General features: G+C 49.5%; 16 protein-coding genes. 7 read left to right on the plus strand and 9 right to left on the minus strand.

What is annotated here, in order from left to right:
* Positions 1-53 precede the first annotated feature (53 nt).
* Both HZB62_05540 and HZB62_05545 read left to right on the plus strand, forming a co-directional pair.
* Positions 54-275: a DUF1456 family protein gene (locus HZB62_05540; protein MBI5074614.1), complete on the plus strand. Its 222-nt coding sequence runs from the start codon at positions 54-56 to the stop codon at positions 273-275.
* A gap of 59 nt (positions 276-334) precedes the next feature.
* On the plus strand, positions 335-595 hold the full coding sequence (locus HZB62_05545) for a DUF2132 domain-containing protein (protein ID MBI5074615.1): 261 nt from the start codon (positions 335-337) through the stop codon (positions 593-595).
* Between the two features lie 120 nt (positions 596-715).
* On the opposite strand, the gene HZB62_05550 is transcribed toward HZB62_05545, so the two are convergent.
* A complete protein-coding gene (locus tag HZB62_05550) occupies positions 716-1,315 on the minus strand; it encodes an HD-GYP domain-containing protein (protein ID MBI5074616.1) in 600 nt (199 codons plus the stop codon).
* Positions 1,316-1,599: 284 nt separating this feature from the next.
* On the opposite strand from HZB62_05550, the gene HZB62_05555 reads away from it, so the two are divergent.
* Together HZB62_05555 and HZB62_05560 are read left to right on the plus strand one after the other, a co-directional pair.
* On the plus strand, positions 1,600-2,442 hold the full coding sequence (locus tag HZB62_05555; GenBank protein ID MBI5074617.1) for an HD-GYP domain-containing protein: 843 nt from the start codon (positions 1,600-1,602) through the stop codon (positions 2,440-2,442).
* Between the two features lie 126 nt (positions 2,443-2,568).
* Positions 2,569-5,265, plus strand: coding sequence for a UPF0182 family protein (locus tag HZB62_05560; GenBank protein ID MBI5074618.1), 2,697 nt, complete (start codon positions 2,569-2,571; stop codon positions 5,263-5,265).
* A gap of 125 nt (positions 5,266-5,390) precedes the next feature.
* Here HZB62_05560 and HZB62_05565 read toward each other — a convergent pair whose 3' ends face one another.
* The 5 genes from HZB62_05565 to HZB62_05585 form a co-directional block, all read right to left on the minus strand.
* Positions 5,391-6,473: a 3-isopropylmalate dehydrogenase gene (locus tag HZB62_05565; protein ID MBI5074619.1), complete on the minus strand. Its 1,083-nt coding sequence runs from the start codon at positions 6,471-6,473 to the stop codon at positions 5,391-5,393.
* Positions 6,474-6,604: 131 nt separating this feature from the next.
* Positions 6,605-7,864 (minus strand): HD domain-containing protein, encoded by a 1,260-nt coding sequence (locus HZB62_05570; protein ID MBI5074620.1) that lies wholly within the window; start codon positions 7,862-7,864, stop codon positions 6,605-6,607.
* Positions 7,865-7,941: 77 nt separating this feature from the next.
* The gene (locus tag HZB62_05575) at positions 7,942-10,188 is read right to left on the minus strand and encodes a DUF3488 domain-containing protein (GenBank protein MBI5074621.1); all 2,247 of its coding nucleotides are present in this window, start codon (positions 10,186-10,188) and stop codon (positions 7,942-7,944) included.
* Complete coding sequence (locus HZB62_05580) at positions 10,185-11,417, minus strand: DUF58 domain-containing protein (GenBank protein ID MBI5074622.1); 1,233 nt, start codon at positions 11,415-11,417, stop codon at positions 10,185-10,187. The genes HZB62_05575 and HZB62_05580 overlap by 4 nt, the downstream gene beginning before the upstream one ends.
* A gap of 3 nt (positions 11,418-11,420) precedes the next feature.
* On the minus strand, positions 11,421-12,359 hold the full coding sequence (locus HZB62_05585) for a MoxR family ATPase (protein ID MBI5074623.1): 939 nt from the start codon (positions 12,357-12,359) through the stop codon (positions 11,421-11,423).
* Between the two features lie 241 nt (positions 12,360-12,600).
* On the opposite strand from HZB62_05585, the gene HZB62_05590 reads away from it, so the two are divergent.
* Entirely contained in the window at positions 12,601-14,229 is a 1,629-nt protein-coding gene (locus tag HZB62_05590; protein MBI5074624.1) for a phosphomannomutase, read from the plus strand.
* 2 nt (positions 14,230-14,231) lie between these two features.
* Here the strand turns inward: HZB62_05590 and HZB62_05595 are convergent, their stop codons facing one another.
* Positions 14,232-14,441 carry a hypothetical protein gene (locus HZB62_05595; GenBank protein ID MBI5074625.1) on the minus strand — a complete coding sequence of 70 codons (210 nt, stop codon included), beginning with the start codon at positions 14,439-14,441 and terminating at the stop codon, positions 14,232-14,234.
* A gap of 11 nt (positions 14,442-14,452) precedes the next feature.
* A complete protein-coding gene (locus tag HZB62_05600; GenBank protein MBI5074626.1) occupies positions 14,453-15,193 on the minus strand; it encodes a hypothetical protein in 741 nt (246 codons plus the stop codon).
* 174 nt (positions 15,194-15,367) lie between these two features.
* Between HZB62_05600 and tkt the strand changes: the two genes are divergently transcribed.
* Together tkt and rpiB are read left to right on the plus strand one after the other, a co-directional pair.
* Positions 15,368-17,356 (plus strand): transketolase, encoded by a 1,989-nt coding sequence (gene tkt, locus HZB62_05605; protein MBI5074627.1) that lies wholly within the window; start codon positions 15,368-15,370, stop codon positions 17,354-17,356.
* Positions 17,357-17,360: 4 nt separating this feature from the next.
* Positions 17,361-17,816: a ribose 5-phosphate isomerase B gene (gene rpiB, locus HZB62_05610; protein ID MBI5074628.1), complete on the plus strand. Its 456-nt coding sequence runs from the start codon at positions 17,361-17,363 to the stop codon at positions 17,814-17,816.
* 47 nt (positions 17,817-17,863) lie between these two features.
* Here the strand turns inward: rpiB and HZB62_05615 are convergent, their stop codons facing one another.
* Positions 17,864-18,250 carry a hypothetical protein gene (locus tag HZB62_05615; GenBank protein ID MBI5074629.1) on the minus strand — a complete coding sequence of 129 codons (387 nt, stop codon included), beginning with the start codon at positions 18,248-18,250 and terminating at the stop codon, positions 17,864-17,866.
* Between the last annotated feature and the right edge of the window lie 237 nt (positions 18,251-18,487).

An 18,487-nucleotide genomic window follows, 5' to 3' on the forward strand; every position in this document is an offset into this window, starting at 1 on the left:
CATTCAGAACAGTTCATTATGCATTAAACAAAAACGGATAGCGGGAGAAGAGCATGACCAATAATGAAATTTTGAAGAAGCTGAGAATTGCGCTAAACCTGAAGGACACGGATATTATAGAGATCCTGAAACTTGCGGATTTTGACATCTCGAAATCAGAACTGTCTGCGCTCTTCAGGAGTGAGGACCAGAGGAATTACCGGGAATGCGGCGACCAGATCCTGAGACGCTTTTTGAACGGTCTCATTATCAGAAACCGCGGAAAGAAACCTTAGGGATATGAAAACAATCAACCCACCCCAGGAACACCTCCCAAGAGGGGACTTTCTAGACAATGACTGACCGGCAGGTCAACGATCCCCTTCACGGCGTCACGCTCGAAATGATGCTTACCCACCTGGTGGAACATTATGGCTGGGAAGAGATGAGCAGGCTCATCAGGATCAGATGTTTCAGCTACGATCCCAGCATCAAGTCCAGCCTGACATTTCTGAGAAAAACGCCCTGGGCCAGGAAAAAGGTAGAGAATCTGTATTTGCGCCAGAAAAGAATTCGCATTAAAAAGAAAAATATCAGCAAAGAAACTGACATATGAAGGAGTGCCGCAATCGCGTGGAGGCTTTTCAGGAGGGTTAACCCGCAATCTGCCGGGCGGTCTCTGCTGAAACGCTACATAGCAGGAAACTGCCGCAACTGCTCGCAAGCAATTGCCGGATCAGCCTTCGCCAAGGAGCACAAGAAACTGGCGCACCACATCAGGATCGAAATGAATCCCGGCAAGATCACGAATATGACTCCGGACCATCTCCTCAGGCCAGGGCTCACGATAGGGCCTCGCCGACAGAAGAGCATCATAAACATCGACCACGGCAAATATCCGCGCTGATAATGGGATATTCTCTCCTGAAAGCCTCTGAGGATATCCGGTGCCGTCCCATTTTTCATGATGGCAATAGGGAATATCAACAACCGACCGCAGGGACGGCATAAGAAGCTCGTGTGATTGTGTCGGATGCATCCGAATGATATCCCACTCTTCATCGGTTAGGCCGCCCGTCTTCAGAAGGATCGTCTCCGGGATCAGGAGGGTACCGATGTCGTGGAGCAGCGCTCCGCATCGAATCTCCGACACTGCGGGATCATCGAGCCCCATCTCCCGGCCGAGCATCGTCACAAGACTTGTCAGGCGGCGGGTATGTCCGTCGTCTTCTCTCGATCGCCTGTCTACCGCCTTTGCGAAAACGCTGAGCGTGATCTCATAAGAATCCGTGAAATGATCATAGACCTTCTTCAGTTCATCATAAATTTCTTTCATTAACAGCTCCTTTCGTTTGCGGTGGACAGTTGGCCTCTGCAATGTTCCCATCCCATAATACACCGACTTTCGATTTTCCTCAAGAATACTTTTATCGTGGCGAACAGGCATCAGATCGGCCGCAAAACAGATCCTGCTCTCCGGGTCACTATGGGTATGCGCTGCGCCGCAGCATCCTTGCGGCATGTATTCTTGACAGATCCGGTAAAAAGTGCAATAGTCTTTTCAAGGGGAAGACTATCGAAATTATGAGCAGGATGGCAGCCGGGATATAACGTGAGTCGATGCACAAGATAAACCCACAGACTGTTGTGCTTTCAGAGTATAAAGCTATGTCCCGGCTTTCGCTCTATATCGTCATTCTCGCCTGGATCGTGCTCGGGATCTATTTATATGTTGTCACTGCTCGCGAAACTTCGACGATCTTTCATTATTTTCTCTCTACGGATCAGCTCGGCATAAAATTCAGGGCGCTGATACTCCTGGCTCCGCTGATCCTCACGGCGATCAGTTATCTGATCAATGACAGGGCAAGGCTTCTGCTCAAGTCATTGTCTGCCGAAAGGGACTTGGGAACGCTCTGTGATGATCTTATTGTGGCGTTTGCAAATGCGATCGATGCCAAGAGCCACTGGACCAATGGTCATTCAGAACGGGTGACCTCTTATGCCCTTTCGATCGCCAAAGAAATGGGAGTAAGCGAAAGCGACTGCAGGACGCTCAAGATAGCAAGTCTCCTTCATGATATCGGCAAGATCGGCACGTATGACGTGATCCTGGACAAACCGGGACCTCTCACGAATGAGGAGTGGCAGTTGATCAAGATGCATCCTATTCAGGGCGAAAACATCCTGAGACCGATAAAACAGCTTCAGGATGTCATCCCTATAATAAAGGGACATCATGAAAGAGTCGATGGGAAGGGGTATCCCAGCGGCCTGTGCGGAGATGAACTCCCCTTGCTTGCAAAGATCCTCTGCCTTGCCGACTCCTATGACGCCATGGTCGCGGACAGACCTTACAAAAAGGGGCTTGACAAGGAACACGCCTTTTCGGAGATACGCCAAAAAGCAGGCACACAGTTCGATCCGGAGACAGTCAAGGCTTTTTTCGCAGCGATCAGGTAGTCACGCTAACTCTCGTCTCCGCTTTCGCAGCAGAAAAAACTGAGCGCACCGATCGATTATTCACAGAGATCCCTCTAATCAGTGGTAATATACCTGCAAACCATCAATCTGCCGTCAGGGGGATACATGCTGAAAAGGCCGCTCGGAAAACTGCTGTTACTATTTCTTTCATTCTTCTTTCTGTTGATCTTCCTGCCGGAATTCCTCTCACTCTACATTGATTGGCTCTGGTTCAGGGACATCGGGCGGAGCTTGATATTCAGCACTCAAGTTCAGGGCCAGGCGGTCTCTGCACTTGCCGGCGGCCTCGGCGGGTTTCTCATCACATACCTGAACATACAGATCGCGCTGCGGGCAATGAAAGGCAGAGCAGTTGTTATCCCTCTGAACGTCCAGACCATGCCGCAGCTCGACCTCCTCCGGCATATAGACTGGATCAGGATCATTGTTCCTGTTCTGACGGGCCTCTTCATGGCAGCACTGTTTAACGCGAACTGGTTCTCCTTTCTTTCGTATATCCATAGGGCTGCATCAGGATATGCTGACCCGATCTTCAGCAAGGATATCTCTTTTTATCTGTTCAGTCTGCCCGCCCAGGAGATTGTTGCGAATGCGCTCCAGTTCACCCTATGGGCAACGGTCGCCTCGCTCGCCCTTATCTATGTTGTCAAGGGAGCTGTTTTCTTTAACAACCGGGGTGTATCGGCAGAGCGCACTGCCTCAGCACACATCTCTCTGCTCGGAGCCTTGATCCTGGCTGTCATGGCATGGAAGTCTTACCTCAGTATGCACGCCATCCTCTTTTCGTCGCACGGCCATATTGCAGGAGCTACCTATACAGACATACACGCAGTGATCCCCTTCATGAAGGTGAGGATCGTGATGGCCTTTGCACTGGCAGCCCTTTTCATCGCCAATATGTATCTAAAACGCAGCCTGCTCGTCGGTGCAGGTGTGGCTGCATATATCGCTATCTCTTTTTTCGGGAGCTCAGTCTATCCTGCGCTCCTGCAGAAGTTTGTTGTTGCACCGAACGAGCTGGTGAAGGAAACACCGTTCATTAAGAACAACATCGCATTCACGCGCAGGGCCTTTGGACTCGACAAGGTACAGGACCGGGATATCTCCGGCAGCACTGCACTCGACCGGAGTGATATCAAAAATAACAGCGCGACCATAAAGAACATACGCCTCTGGGACCACCGGCCGCTGCTCGATACCTTCAGTCAGATCCAGGAGATCCGGACCTATTACCGTTTCTCGTCTGTGGGCAACGACCGGTACCTGATCAATGGAGAATACCGGCAGACCATGCTGTCACCACGAGAACTGTCGAGCGAAAGCATCCCGACCCGGAACTGGATCAACGAGACCCTGACCTTTACCCATGGATACGGGTTGACGCTCGGACCGGTGAACCAGGTGACACCTGAAGGATTGCCGGTGCTGCTCATCAGGGACATCCCGCCGATATCAAATTCGGAAGCGATCAAGGTGACGCGGCCGGAGATCTATTTCGGCAGGCTGTCCAGTCCGTATGTGATCGTGAATACCAAGTCGAAGGAGTTTGATTATCCGTCGGGGGAGGAGAATGTCTTCACCGAATATTCAGGGAAAAGCGGCGTGGTGCTCGATTCTTTTCTGAAGAAAATGGCCTTCTCCGCATATTTCAAGTCGATGAAGCTCATTCTTTCGAACGATCTCACCAGTCAGAGCAAGGTCCTCTTTCACCGGAACATCATGGAGAGAGTGCACAAAGTTATGCCATTCCTGATGATCGATGCCGATCCCTACATGATCATCGCTGATGACGGCCGTCTCTTCTGGATGCTGGATGCATACACCGTAAGCAGGCGCTTTCCCTATTCTCAGCCCTCGCCAAAGGGCATGAACTACATGCGGAACTCGGTAAAGATCACGATCAACGCCTTTGACGGCAGCATGATGTTCTATGTGGCGGATAAGGATGACCCGCTGGTCAGGACGATCGATGCCATCTTCCCGGGAACGCTCCAGCCGCTTGCCGAAATGCCGGCTGACCTGAGAAAACATATCCGCTATCCGCTTGACATCTTCGACATTCAGACGCAGATCTATTCAACCTATCATATGGAAGACCCTCAGAGCTTTTATAACAAGGAGGACCAGTGGGAGATACCGGCATTAGGCGGTCCGGATAAAGCAGTGATGGAGTCGTACTACACGATCATGAAACTTCCGGAAGAAAAAAAGGAGGAATTTATCCTGATGCTCCCCTTCAACCCGAAAAAGAAGGACAACCTTTCGGCCTGGATGGTGGCACGGAGCGATGGTGATGATTACGGAAAGCTTGTGGTATATCGCTTTCCGAAGGACAGGCTTGTGTACGGCCCGAAACAGATCGTTGCGAGGTTCAACCAGGATACAGAGATCTCGCGGCAGATCTCGCTCTGGGACCAGCGCGGCTCTCAGGTGATCCAGGGCACGCTGTTGGTGATCCCTATTGAAAACTCCCTGATCTATGTTCAGCCGCTGTATCTGCGTGCAGAGACCGGCAAGATACCTGAGCTCAAACGGGTCATTGTGGCGTATGAGAACCGTATTGCCATGGAAGAGACCCTTGATGCCGCGCTTTCAAAGATCTTCGGAGAGATGAAGGTTACGGACGAGGCTGTGGCTGCCGGTAATATCCGGATGCCTGCAGTTAAGGAAGACAAAAAGCTGGCAAATGTTGCAAAGGAACATTTCGACCGCGCTATAAAAGCGCAGAGAGAAGGCAACTGGGCAATGTACGGGGAAGAGATCCAGAAACTCGGTGAGGCGATAAAGAAGATGCAGAAATGAGCATAAATCATAACCCCTCCTTACCTCCCCTTATCTTAAGGGGAGGAATAACCCCCTCTTGAGGTAAGAGGGGGATGGGGGAGTTATGAATCACCCGTAACTGAAGGATACCAGCAGTTTTCTTATTATTTTGCAACGAGGTCTGCGATCTGATCGCCCACCTCGGTCGTGGACATGCCCATATGGCCGGCTGCCTGGCTCTTCATCTTCTGCATCACAGCAATCATCGCTGCCTCGATCCCCTGGGCTGCCTTTGATTCGCCAATCGTGTCGAGCATCATCATTGCTGCGCCGATCGCTGCCATCGGATTGATCACATTCTTGCCGGTATATTTGGGAGCGCTGCCGCCCATCGGCTCGAACATCGAGACGCCCTGCGGATTGATGTTGCCCCCTGAAGCCACGCCAAGTCCGCCCTGGATCATGGCGCCGAGGTCAGTGATGATATCCCCGAAAAGATTTTCCGTGACAGCCACGTCAAACCATTCAGGGTTCTTTACAAACCACATGTTAGCTGCATCGACATGATTGTAATCGCGCTTCAGCTCAGGGTACTCTTTTTCACCCATCTCTTCGAAAGCGCGATACCAAAGATCACCGCAATGGGTAAGCACATTCCGCTTGTGAATGAGCGTGATCGGCTTTGATGCGTATTTCGCATTCATTGCATTGCGTTTTTTCTTGAGTTCAAAGGCATACCTCAGGCAGCGGTCAACCGTCCTGCGGTCGTACACCATCAGCTGCGTGGCGATCTCATCCGGCGTGCCAACGCGCGTTGCGCCGCCGATGCTGGTATAAATGCCGCCCGTGTTCTCACGGATGACCACAAAATCGATATGCTCGGGCCCCTTGTCCTTAAGCGGGGTTTCCACGTTCGGATAGAGCTTGACCGGCCTGAGATTGATATACTGGTCAAGTGCAAAGCGCGTCTTGAGGAGAATCCCGGTCTCGAGTATGCCGGGTTTTACGTCAGGGTGTCCGATCGCGCCAAGAAACATCGAGTCAAACTTCTTGAACTCTTCAATAGCACTGTCAGGGAGCGTCTCACCGGTCTTCAAATACCGTTCTGCGCCGAAATCAAAACTTGTATACTCAAGTTTGAAGCCGCCTTTGGCAGCTGCAGCATTCAGCACCTTCACACCTTCGCGGACAACTTCGGGGCCTGTGCCGTCACCAGGGATAAGCGCTATATTGTATGTCTTTGCCATGAAATCCTCCTGCATTAAAAAAAGTTTTATATTTTAGCATAGACCATCGGCTTCTTAGAAGTTGAAGTCATAGAGAAACAATGTGCCGACAGTCTCAGGCGGGTGAAACAGACCTCAGGAACTGAAGTTCTTCACTGTATTACCGTCTGGTATCTGGTCCTTGCATCGGCCTGGGCTGTCATACGGATAGACTCAAGTTCATCGAAGTGCTTTCCGATAACAGCCACGATCTGACCATTTAATGCTGAACGCACGCTCATGTCGTCGAGCACCCTTAACGTATCAAACCTCTTCATCCCGCGCCGGTAAGGACGATCCTCGGTCAGAGCGGTAAAGACATCTGCAACAGCCATGACCTGCGAACCAAGAGGCAGGTCCTTTTCTTTCAGATGAAAGGGATACCCGGAGCCGTCCAGCCTCTCGTGGTGAAATGCCGCCCATGCATTGATCGTCTGCAGGGCCGTGATAGGCTCAAGGATCCTGTAGGTGTAAAACGTATGATGCCTTACTACATTGAATTCTTTCCTGTTGAGCTGGGAAGGCTTGTCAAGGATCTCAACCGGAACGGCAAGCTTGCCGAGATCGTGCATATAGCCTGCTATCCTCATGGCAGTGCATTCCTGCCGGGCAAATCCCAGCTTGCCTGCCAAGAATTCCGCACTGGCTGCCACGCCGCTGGAATGGGTGGCGGTAAAAGGACTCTTGAAGTCTATGATCCGTGAAAAAAGTTGCGAAAATCCGAGCATGTCCTTCGAGGCAACGCCGATCTGGGCAGAGCGCAGCCTCTGCGAGAGGATGGTCTGAATCGACGGGGAGGAAAGATCAAGCCAGAAATATTCCCTTGCCGATATTGCCCTGAATACGTCCACCAGTTCAGGACTGAACATCCTTCCGGCGTTTGACTGGACAGTCCGGCATATCCTGCTGACCTGGCTGAGGATCTCTTTCTTTCTGTTGATCAATACGGCTATCCGGTCAGACAGATGAAGAATATGGCTTGAGAGGGGAACTTCCTGTCCGTTATATTCCCTGCCCGATCCATTGTCCCAGGGAACATGATGGAACCGGACCATGGATGCCACAGCAGAAAGAGGAGAGAACAGTCTGAGCAGGGCATAACCGCTTTCAGCGTGTTTGTGCGGATTCAGGATCTCAAAGGCCAGGGTATTCCGGCGTTCTGCGAGACTGAAGGCCCCTATATCGTGCAGGGCTCCGGCCAGCACTATCTCCTTCTGTTGAGCCAAAGGAAGACCCATTTCCGCGGCCATGCTATGCGCGATATAGGCTACCCTCTTGTGATGGTCAACGACTGATGGATCGATAAAGTCCATAGCATCGGACAGGCAGATCATCAGATCAACCAATTTTATCTTCTTGCCATCCTTCATCATGATCATCCCTGAGGTCCTTTCAAAACCATTTTATCATACTAAAGGGCCTGCACCACTTTTTCGTCGGAAGAAAGACGCTAAGAGGCAAAAGATTTAAGTATCGAAAGATAAGCCTCATATGCTCTTTCAGCGTCTTCGCTGCCCACAGGCAAGGGGCTGTATCTGGCTTTCTGGAATGCAAGGGTAATGATATATATCTGCGTATGCAGCGTTTGGAACTTTGGTTTGAGAATATCACAGTATTCCATAGCTGTATAGTGAGTCGGTCTGGGAAAGCCTTTTTCTGTGAATATTCTCTCCGTCTCTCTATAACAGGAGTAAAGGAACTGCTTGTAATCTGTTTCCCTCAGCTTTCTCAGTTTAGATCGCCTGTATGTCGGGTAAAGCAGACGATAGAGCAAAAAAACACCAGCTGCAAAAAATCCCGCACCTGCAAAGAACTTCCAGCCGGTTGTTTTAAACCAGAAAAAGATGATTCTTGTAACCATACAAAACTGCAGCTGAAGTATGAGCAGAAAGGCAATAACTTTATTGCCAATATCAAGAAGATACTGCAATAACTTTGACCACCATTTTTCAGGATTTGCCTGCAGGGTGAGTTTCAGACGGTCTCTCAGATACTGGTTAAGATTTGAGGCCATGAAAAACCTTCTTTTCTTGCCGGATAAAGGCTGAACAAAGGTCGGCGTTGGCTCAAAGGTCACCCACCCATGTTCTTTTATATATGCCTCAACCCATGCATGAGCATCCATCTTTCTAATCTCGAAATAACCTGTAACAGGGTTATACCTGTTTGCATGATACCCTGTGACCAGTCTTGAAGGAATGCCGGATGTCCTCAGCAGCAGGACCATAGAGGAGGCGAAAAGCTCGCAATGGCCTTTCTTCAGATTGAAGAGAAATTCCTCTGCAGGATTGTTCTCCCATTCCATCAGCAAGGTATTAAGCGTATACTCGTAATTATTTTTGAGATGGCTTTCAATGGCCTTTGCCTTTTCATAGTCATTCTGAAATTGTTCAGTAATAGAATTGCCCAGGTCTCTGACTTTAGGGGAAAGACCTGACGGGAGCTGCAGGTATCTGTCATATTCATCCGTGGGATATTCAGTGTCACCTGCAGATCGGCCTTCTATTTCCCTGTTCCCGGATATTACAGAATAAACAGTACCCTTCCGCAGATACTCAGGCGCACGCAAGGCAAGTGAGCTGCCCTTCTCGATAACATTACCGGGGAATATTAACACAGCCGGCTTGTATGCTGCGAAGATGTGTTGAGTCATGTCTGTGTTCATCGCATAGATCTGTATCAGACCCCTATCGTAGAAACTGTCATCAAAAACAAATTTTCGTTTGTCTGAATAGATTTTTCTGTCCCCTGTGCCGCTGTATGACCAGAACCGGCCGTCAAAGACGTCAAAGACCTTCCCTCTTGAATAGATGGGCCGATCAGTCTGGAGGTAGAATACAATCTCATTTGAACGTGTGGCTTCTCCGACCTTAGTCACATCAAACCTGTCCTGAAACCCCTTGTAATCCGTGTTAACATCTGTCTTGCTTGAGTCATCAGCATTTGACATCGAGGTGTCAGGCACACGGCTCCTGAGCCCTGATTTTGCATTCATCTGTTCTTTCTGCTGCTCTCCGGTCAAGGCTTCCCTATCCCAGCCCTCATTCTTATAATTCCATCCCCCTGACGGGAAGGCCTGTATATGGGGTGACGGCATCCTCGGTATAATGAGGTATATCCCAAGAGAAAGCGTAATTACTGCTATGGCAAGACCAAATCCCTTTGCAGGCAGGTTCATTTTTCTGATGAGGATGTCTTTGTCGCCGCCTTTTGCATAATTCAAACGTTCATCTATATGGTCTGCCATGAACGTAAAGATACCTGAAAGGACATACACTAAAATGTACAAAAGAAAAGAAGTCTCTTTGCTTGCGCTGGCTGCATACAGAATAAGGATGAGTGAAATCAGACAGGCGAAATAGAGTTCCCTCCGGTTTGTCAAAGTAAAGTTCCTTGCTGCCTGCATGCATATGAGCATAAGCAGAAAACCCTTCTCAATAGTTGCAACCGCAGCAACCAAGATAAAGACAATGACTGCGGCTGCGATACCGATATACATGACGACCTTTAGTGTTTCAGACTGTTTCTGCCTGTTGCGCCACGCAGAGAGCAACCCTGCAGCATAAAGACACGGCCAGAAGAAAGAATTAAAAAGAAATGACGGGATTGACGCATCCCTGTTGACAACTGAAAGGACAGCTGATATCAAGAGCAAAAATATTCCAGCGTAGACAAGAGGATATTGTATCAGGGTCATATGCCGAAGACCTCTTCAAGGTTGTCGCCTTTTGATACAAAATAAATGGCTGCTCCTATCTCCAGAACACCCTGTACAAGCAGATCGATTTCCGGACGAAAGGGTTCTTTATCAGCGGTAAAACTGTAATCATTCATGAAGACGCATACCGGCCTTATTCTCTTTTCTTTTAAAAGACTGATCTCGTAAAGATATTCATCCACGCCTCTATTCAGTCCGGAAAAAAGCAGAATGGCGGCAGAACCTTCATTCAAATGATTATATGCATGCCTGAGTGCATGGACATAGGGAACGTCTCCGTCAGCATTAATCCTTGCAAGTGTTTCAAGTGTTCTGGCAAGCTGGTGCAACCCTTTTGAATAGGGGATGATACAGGGGTTCTTGCCATAACCGAGCAGCTGGAAGTTGTAGCCCCTATCCAGAACAAGTCTTGCTATAGACGCGGCTATTTTGACAGCATACTCAAGGGTTGTCTGCTTCCCCTCGCCTTTGTCAGACTCTTTATGAAGGTCGATGATTACAGATATGTCTGTAGAGGTGCGAATCTCAAATTCCTTTACAATGAAACGCGAATGCCTGGCACTTGACGGCCAATGTATATACCTCAAGCTGTCACCTGTTCTGTAATCCCTTGTCCCGAAAAAATCCTCGCTGCCGCCTGTTTTTGATAACGCATCGGTCCCACCCATCTTTGCGCCTCTCCCGTCAAATGGCAGCCGCTTGATATTAAACATCGCAGGATATACAAGAAGGGTTTGTTTATCGCCATCCAACAAATTTTCGTGAGAGGATATCCCCAATGGATAAGCAGACCTGGCCTTTAACGGCCCAATAGCATATTCGCCTCTTTTATAGCAGTCTAACCTGAATGAATAGTTCTTTTTTCCCCGGCCGGAGAGTTTCCCTATGAATGTCATCGGATTTTGCAGGCCTGGTCCCGCAGCAGGAATGAAGTCGAGCAGTTCAATCATATAGCGGCTTGACCTGCCTTTGTTTTTGATGCTCATCACAACATCGATACAGTCACCTTCAAAGGCAGCAGACGGCACGGTCCTTGATGCAGTAATGCCTTTGAGGGAATATCGTGGCAGGATATGAGAAATAACCAGAGTCGAGGTAAGAAGTGCAAACATGCCATAAAGCAAATTGACTTCCCGGTTCCATGCTATGAAGAAAAAAAGGACCGCAAGAAAAACAAGAGAACTCCTCTTCGTTAGTAGCCGTTTCATGAATCACACCACTGGGACAGGAACGCTTTTCAGCACCTCATCTATCACTTTTTCTTCGCTTGTCCCCCTCAGCTTTGATTGAGGTTTTATAATAATACGGTGAGCAAGCACATGTCTTGCGACAAGCTTTACCATGGTCGGTTCTACATAATCCATTCCTCTCAGAAATGCCATTGCCTGGGATGCCTTCATGAGGCAGAGTGAACCCCTCGGACTTGCTCCAAGCAAAATGTCCTGATGTTTTCGGGTAGCACCCACTATCTCAACAATATATTTCATTACAGATTTATCGATATGGACCAGGGTGATGGCCTCCTGTGCAGTCTTTAGTTCATCTTCTGCAAGAACAGCCTTCATCGAATGGATAGGATGTTCCTTTACCTGCATGCTCATGATATGGATTTCTTCATCAGGTGAGGGATACCCTATTTTGATCTTCATAAAAAAACGATCAAGTTGAGCTTCGGGTAATGGGTACGTCCCCTGGAGTTCAATCGGATTCTGGGTTGCTATTACCATAAAAACCTGCGGCAAAGAGTGGGTTATGCCGTCAGCGGAGACCTGGGACTCCTCCATGCTCTCCAAAAGACTTGATTGCGTCCTTGGTGTAGCCCTGTTTATTTCGTCGGCAAGCAGTATATTGGTAAACACAGGGCCCGGCTTAAATTCGAACTCACTCAGCTTCTGATTGAATATGGAAACCCCCGTGATATCAGAGGGAAGCAGATCAGGGGTAAATTGCACCCTTTTAAAGCGCAGGGCAAGGGAATTCGCGATTGCCCTGGCAAGTATTGTCTTCCCAAGCCCTGGCACATCCTCAATGAGAAGATGTCCTCGGCACAGGAGGGTTATGACCGCAAGGTCTACAACCTCTCTTTTCCCAATAATTACTTTTTCAATGTTTTTTGTGAGAAGCGTCAGGCTGCTTTGAAATTTGTTCACAAAAACCTCCGCAAATAAAATTCTCAAGACAGGCCGGGAAATATGCGATAGCGTATAAGAATCTTTTTATCGCTGTCAACAGAGCAGAATGTTTTCCCCGAAGCGCGGAGACCGTTTTTCTCAGATAATTATGCACACCACCATTTTCTCAAAGGCAGGGAGTATATCTGATAAAGCTGATCATTGACCTTATATGTTTTGTGATAAAATGAATGCAATAGATATCTACCGGGAGGGATTCATGTCGCAGAAATTAAGTGATGCTGCATCATACTGGAAAACCATTCTTTCTGATGTAATAACCAACAAGGGAATGCTTTCAGATATAGAGAAGTTTGCACGTGAGAACACGGCCCCTTCACCTATCGTTTTCGGCACATCAGGATGGCGCGGCGAGATCGGCACTGATTATACCTTCAACAATGTCCGCATTGTCACTTCTGCGATAATCGAAATGTTCAGGTCGAGTGATCCCGCGGTCTTGCAGGCAATGGGTGTGACGGATTTTGATGAAATCAAAAAACGCGGCGTTATTGTAGGCCATGACAACCGGTTCCTCGGCCCTGAGTTCAGCATGGAGGTCATCGGCCTTCTTCAGAATGCCGGCATAAAGACCTGGTATGCGGGAGAGGCTGCAACCCCTGAGTTCTCCGCAGGAATTGAAATGCTTAAGGCAGCATGCGCTATTAACCTGACACCGTCGCATAACCCGGCAAACTACGCAGGGTTCAAGTTCAATCCCTCTGACGGCGGGCCGGCCGGCTCGGAAATAACCACGAAGATCGAAGAGATCGCCAATCGTATGATGCTGGATGCTGCGAAGCCCCTGCCGGTCAAACCGGGAGATGTAGAGAAGGTCGACCTGACCTCGCTGTATCTTGATTACATCGAGCAGAGGAAAACGATCGACCTTCAGAAGATCAGGAAGTTCATTGCAGAGGCGGATTGTATCCTCTGTATTGATAATGTGCATGGGGCAACGCGCGGCAGGGTGCAGCGCATCCTCGGCGAAAGTCCGAAGATAACGTATCTCAGGACTGCGGATGACTACCTCTTCGGCGGGGTTGCACCTGAGCCTTCTGAAAAAAATATGGCAGGGGTCGAAAAGGTCCTTGCTGAAAGCCCGGCTGCGCTGAAACTCGGCGTTATCATGGACCCTGATGGCGACCGTATCCGTTTCTCCGACGGCTCGGTTCAGATCCCCATGAACTACTTCGGCGCCATGGCACTGCATTTTCTTCATGTCCATAAAAAGTTTAATGGTATGGTTGCGAAATCGGTCGGAACAAGCAACCTTGTGAATGCGGTGGCCAAAAAGCTCGGCATCCCCATACAGGAGACCAGGGTCGGATTCAAAAACTTCAGACCATTCCTCCTTCCTTCCGCTGATAGTCGTGCAGTCGCTGCCTTTGAGGAATCTGACGGAATCACCGGGTACAACCACACACTGGAAAAGGATGCGATTTTCGGCCTTTTGCTTGCGATTGAAATGATGGCAGTTACAGGCAAAGAACTGAGTGACTATCTCAATGAGATCATGGATGAGTTCGGGCATTTCTATCCTGACCGTTCAGGCATATCGGTTGACCGTTCCCTTGTGGGACGACCTCTTCTGCAAAAACTTTCGGTCATTGCACAGCACTATCCTGTGGGCACATCGCTTACGATCGCAGGAGAGAAACGCAAGATCAAGGATCTGATAACGGTCGACGGCACTAAGCTGGTCTTTGACGACGGTTCGTGGCTCATGATCAGGCCCTCAGGCACTGAACCAAAAGTCAGGTTCTATATCGAGGCACGAACGGAAGAAGGCAAAAAAGCTGTTTTCGAAGCAGCAGAGCTGATGACACAGGAAGCTCTCAGCAGATAAAGTTACTCTTCGTAATCCGGATTGTCGTATTCGATCAGCACCTTGTTGCAGGTAACGCACTCCATCGAGACCTTCAGGATCTGAACGCCTCGCGGGAAGGAGACGATCTGGATCTTATGGCCGGCGTGCTTCAGCAGCTCTTCATAGTTCGATGCATCCTGACTCTCCTTGCCCAGACAGAATTCAACCTTCACATCCTTTTCTTCAGACATAGGGCCTCCCATTATTGCACAACCGGATCAGCGTTAACATCCATGGGATTCATCCTGACCGCCAGAGAGAACAGATAGGGATAATCCTCTTTAAGATGCTTCATGTATGAGATCCACTCAACAAGCAGCTGTGAGTACGCGCGTTTTATATCGCCGGAGAGATGGTCAAAGTCCGATCTTGGAAGGTTTGTGAAATCTTTCCGGGCGGCAAGCTCCTCAACAAGATGAAAGACCGCCCAGAGAAGATCGGTAAAGGCATCATGTTCAAGAAGATTAGGGTTTGCAAGAAGACTCAGCAGAAAGGTCCTCTTTTCTGAAAGAACGGTCTTGAGCTCGCTCAGGTCACCTGTTCTGCTGTCTATACCGTAGTGAGCGTTTTTCACCGCAGCCTGGGCATTCATGAAGTCCTTCTCCGTCCACTTTCCTGAAACGAGCATCACTTCCCTGACTGCGGAAAGATCACTGCCGAACCGGTAGAGCTGTTTCATCAGATCGGTCCCCACCTCTATATAGAACGTGCCAATCAGCATGTTCAGCTTCTTCAGAAGCACTCTTTTCTCCCTCATCGTGAGCAACTGGTTCAAAAAGAGCGTTACGAGCAGGACCTGAACCGGGACAAAGGCAATGTCCTGCAGCATATAAAAGAACGTATCTTCGGTCTTATGAAAGATCGCTATCTGGACAAGATAAAATAGTGCAGAGATACCAACCAGCGCTGCGGTAAGGAACAGATACCAGCGAATCTGTTTCATGCATTACTCCTCGCAATTCAGAATGTGTTTCATTATATCATGGTTACAAGTCGTCAAAGTTGATTTGCACTGCATGATTTTTGTAACATCATTGCATCCCGATGTTTGCCGTCTCGCGGGGAGATTCCTGTCTTCTGAAATAACCACTTATACTTGGAGGAGCTTGTGAAAAAGATGAACCTTGACCAACTCTGCATCAACACGATACGGATGCTCTCTGCTGACGCCGTGCAGCAGGCAAATTCAGGACATCCCGGCATGCCCATGGGAGATGCTGCCATGGCATATGTGCTCTGGTCCAGATTCCTGAGACACAACCCGAAGAATCCCTATTGGCAGAATCGTGACCGGTTCGTGCTCTCAGCAGGTCATGGCTCCATGCTTCTGTACAGCCTGCTCCATCTGACTGGCCATAATATTTCGCTCGATGACATAAAGAACTTCAGGCAGTGGGGGAGCAAGACACCGGGCCATCCCGAATACTGCCTTGACTGCGGTATCGAGACGACCACCGGGCCTCTCGGCCAGGGCCTCGCGACCGGGGTCGGCATGGCAATGGCAGAGAAATATCTTTCTGAAATGTTCAATAAGCCGGGATTTCCTCTCCTTGACTATCACATCTACGGCATTGTAAGCGACGGTGATCTTATGGAAGGTCTTTCATCGGAAGCCGCTTCGTTGGCAGGTCATCTGAAGCTCGGCAAGATCGTATACCTGTATTCTGACAATAAGATAACCATTGAAGGCACAACAGATATTGCCTTTACGGAAGACGTTGCAAAGAGGTTCGATGCATACGGATGGCATGTGCAGCATGCTGACGGAGAAGACCTCAAGGCCATTGAAAAGGCCATTGCTGCGGCAAAGAAGGACAAACAGAGACCGTCTATTATCCTGGTGCGCACCCATATCGGTTTCGGCAGCCCGCACAAGCAGGACACGCCTGACGTGCATGGTTCGCCGCTTGGTGAAGAGGAGCTGAAACTGACCAAGCAGAATCTCGGGTGGCCGCTCAAGAAGTTCTTCATCCCGGCTCAGGCTCTAAGACAGATGCGAAAGGCTGTTCAGAAGGGCAAAAAAGACGAAGCATCATGGACAGCCATGTTTCAAAAATATGCAAAAAAGTATCCGGAGCTTGCAAAGTCCTGGAACACGATCACGACAGGAAGGCTTCCGGAAGGCTGGGAAAAGCATCTGCCTGTGTTCAAGCCTGAGGACGGAAGTATTGCAACGCGGAGTGCATCAGGCAAGGTGCTCAATGCAATAGCCGACAAGCTTCCCCATCTCGTCGGAGGATCTGCAGACCTCGCACCATCGAACAACACACATCTCAAAAAATATGCAGACTTTGGCGCAGCGAAGGGAGGAAGGAATATTCACTTCGGCGTCAGGGAACATGCCATGGGTGCGATCCTGAACGGCATGGCATTAAGCAGGATGCTCATCCCCTATGGCGGCACATTCCTTGTTTTCTCCGATTATATGAGGCCTGCCATCAGGCTTGCGGCTCTCATGGAGACCCACGCGGTGTACGTCTTTACCCATGACTCTATCGGTCTCGGTGAAGACGGGCCGACACACCAGCCCGTCGGCCATCTCAGCAGTCTCCGGGCAATGCCGCATCTTTATGTTATCCGGCCCGCTGATGCAAATGAGACTTCCCTTGCCTGGAAGATCGCTATCAGGGATCCCAAAAGGCCGCACGCTCTGATCCTTTCGCGGCAGAATCTGCCGGTGCTGGACAGGAAGAAATACGGTTCTGCAGAGGGCGTGGAAAAAGGCGGGTACGTGCTTCTTGACTGCAAAGGGACACCTGATATCATTCTTCTTTCTTCCGGTGCAGAGATACATCCCACTCTTGCGGCCGCTGAAGAGCTTCAGGGATCAGGCGTAAAAGCACGCGTCGTAAACATGGTTTCCTTTGAGGTTTTTGAGCAGCAGACCGCTGCGTACAGGAATACGGTCCTTCCGTTGAAGGTCGAGAAGAGACTTGCGGTCGAAGCTGCAGCTACACAGAGCTGGTACCGGTATGTCGGACTCAAAGGTGAGGTGATCGGTATTGACCGGTTCGGCGCATCGGCACCGGCAAAGATCCTGTTCGAAAAGTTCGGATTTACGAAAGAAAACATCGCAGCAAGGGCAAAGAAGCTGCTCAAAAGATAGGCGCATGAAAATTGCAGTCGGTGCAGACCACGGCGGCTTTCATCTGAAGCAACAGATCGTTGCTGTACTGAAGCGGCACCGCCACACGGTCATTGATGTCGGCGCTCATAATGATAAACCCTCTGATTATCCTGATTTCGCCCTGGCTGTTGCAGATCAGATCATCGGGAAGAAAGCAGTTCGCGGCATTATCGTCTGCGGAAGCGGCGTTGGCGCCTGCATCGCCGCCAACAAAGTTCCCGGCATCAGGGCATCGGTATGTCATGACACGTTTTCGGCCCGCCAGGGAGTTGAAGATGATGATATGAACGTGCTCTGCCTCGGCGCGCGGGTCATAGGTGTCAATCTTGCAGAAGAGATCGTTTCTGTTTTTCTTGCGGCGAAGTTCTCAAAGGCTGAACGCCATAAAAGAAGACTGGAAAAAGTAGCAGCACTGGAAAAGACTTTTCAGCGACGCTGAGGAGAGATCAATTCCTCTCCTTCAGATCCTGCCGGCCCTCAAAAGGCCTATCGGCCTGCCCTGCCATATTTTACCGAGATCTCATATTCCACACTCGCGTGATCACCGGCAACTGCATCGACCTTCCCCTTGCAGTCAATGGTTCCCCTCTTCTCTTTCTTGCGGGCCTTGATCATGTTTTTGATCACCGGCGTGAGGTCAAATCCGCCGTTATCGCACCCCTTGATCATGCAGTCCATTTTGAAATAGGCGGCAGAGGTCGGAAAAACATTGAGTGTGCGGACCATGAGAACAGGGTTTATACCGTTTTGATAATACGTCATGTGGATCACCATACCGGAAACCTGCGGGTAACGTTCGGAAAGCAACCCTGCCGCAGAGGTATTCTGTTTCTTTAATTCCACCTTTGCCGCCTGCTGCTGTCTGTTCGCCATGTTCCCCCTCCGGAAAATAAAAACCCCTCGCAGAGTCAGGGGTATTTTGACAGTCTTTGTCGTCTCGCCAGTTCAAAAACCTCAAAAACTTTATGGCGATAATAGCATGAGTCTCACCAATGAGTCAACATATACGTTCAGCACCAGCAAGCCTTCAGCGCATTTCAACAGCTGTTTGCAGGAATAAAAGAAGTCGGTTCAATCGCAGGCAATCTCGCGTTTAACTCCTGTATAATA

Source organism: Nitrospirota bacterium (assembly GCA_016214855.1).
Lineage (GTDB): Bacteria > Nitrospirota > Thermodesulfovibrionia > Thermodesulfovibrionales > UBA6898 > UBA6898.